Source organism: Vibrio sp. YT-16 (assembly GCF_033337405.1).
GTDB classification, from domain to species: Bacteria; Pseudomonadota; Gammaproteobacteria; order Enterobacterales; family Vibrionaceae; genus Vibrio; species Vibrio alginolyticus.
In genome coordinates this window covers 1-1,143 of the sequence record NZ_JAWOQQ010000126.1, presented here as the reverse complement: position 1 = coordinate 1,143, position 1,143 = coordinate 1, and the positions used below count along the sequence as shown (strand labels likewise).

Genomic DNA, 1,143 nt, shown 5'->3' with positions numbered 1-1,143 from the left:
ATCTTGTGGTTCTATGTCTAAATTCCAGCGAACTTTTTTGGCATTAGGCAACAACTCAATAGCAGGTTTGGCACTGGTTAATAACTTTTGCATTAATGAACGGTGCTGGGTTTGGAGTAACAGCTGCCAACGGTATTTGCCTGCGCGTTTGGTGAGAGGCGATGGTGTTGGACCAAGCACCATGCAGGTGTCGTCAAACAAAGGGTGAGATTCTAAGGTAAAGCGAACTTGACGCAGAAAATCTTCTACGATCTCGCTCTGATTCGCTTCGGCTTTAAATAGAGTCAGGAAACTGTACGGTGGCAACTGCGCCAGTTTACGTTCCTCTAATGCCGTCATAGCGAAGTGTCGGTAGTCTTTTTCCAATAAGGCTTGCAACAAGCTGTGCTCAGGATGGTGAGTCTGTAAAACCACTTCCCCCGGCTTACTTGCACGTCCGGCTCGCCCTGCGACTTGAATGAATAACTGCGCTAATCTTTCGGAGGCGCGAAAGTCGCTACTATATAGGGAGCCATCAACATCTAGCAAGGCGACGAGCGTTACATTGGGGAAATGGTGTCCCTTAGCTAGCATTTGAGTGCCAATTAAAATTTGATATTCACCCTTGCGGATGGAGTCCAGCCCATCTTCTACACTGCCTTTGCGGCGCGTGCTATCCCTGTCTATTGGGATGGCTTTGTCTTCGGGAAACAATTGTGCCAATTGCTGTTCTAACTGTTCGGTACCGACACCAACGGTAACCAGTTGAGTTGAACCACAGCCCTGACACTGATGAATCACTGGTTGCTGTGAACCACAATGGTGGCAGCGAATCTCATTGCTGTATTGGTGGAAGGTGTAATAAGCATCACAACGTTTGCATTCGGCAATCCAACCACATTCATGACACATGAGAGCAGGGGAGAAACCACGACGGTTAAGAAACAGCATCACCTGATTGCCTGCTTTAAGGTGTTTACGCATTTCCGCAATCAATGGGGCAGATAAACCACTTTCTAAATACTGACCTTTGACGTCGAGCACTTTATTAGTAGTAGGAACCGCAGAGCCTGCGCGTTGGGTCAGGGTTAAATGGTGATACTTGCCTGACAAGGCATTGTGCAATGTCTCCAGTGCAGGTGTGGCTGAGCCCAGAACAATCGG

At 48.0% G+C, this 1,143-nt stretch carries 1 protein-coding gene; it reads right to left on the bottom strand.

Features of this window, described 5'->3' with window-relative positions; genetic code table 11:
- On the bottom strand, positions 1-1,143 hold a 1,143-nt coding region (priA, locus tag R7F07_RS25215), incomplete at both ends, for a primosomal protein N' (RefSeq protein ID WP_318110672.1).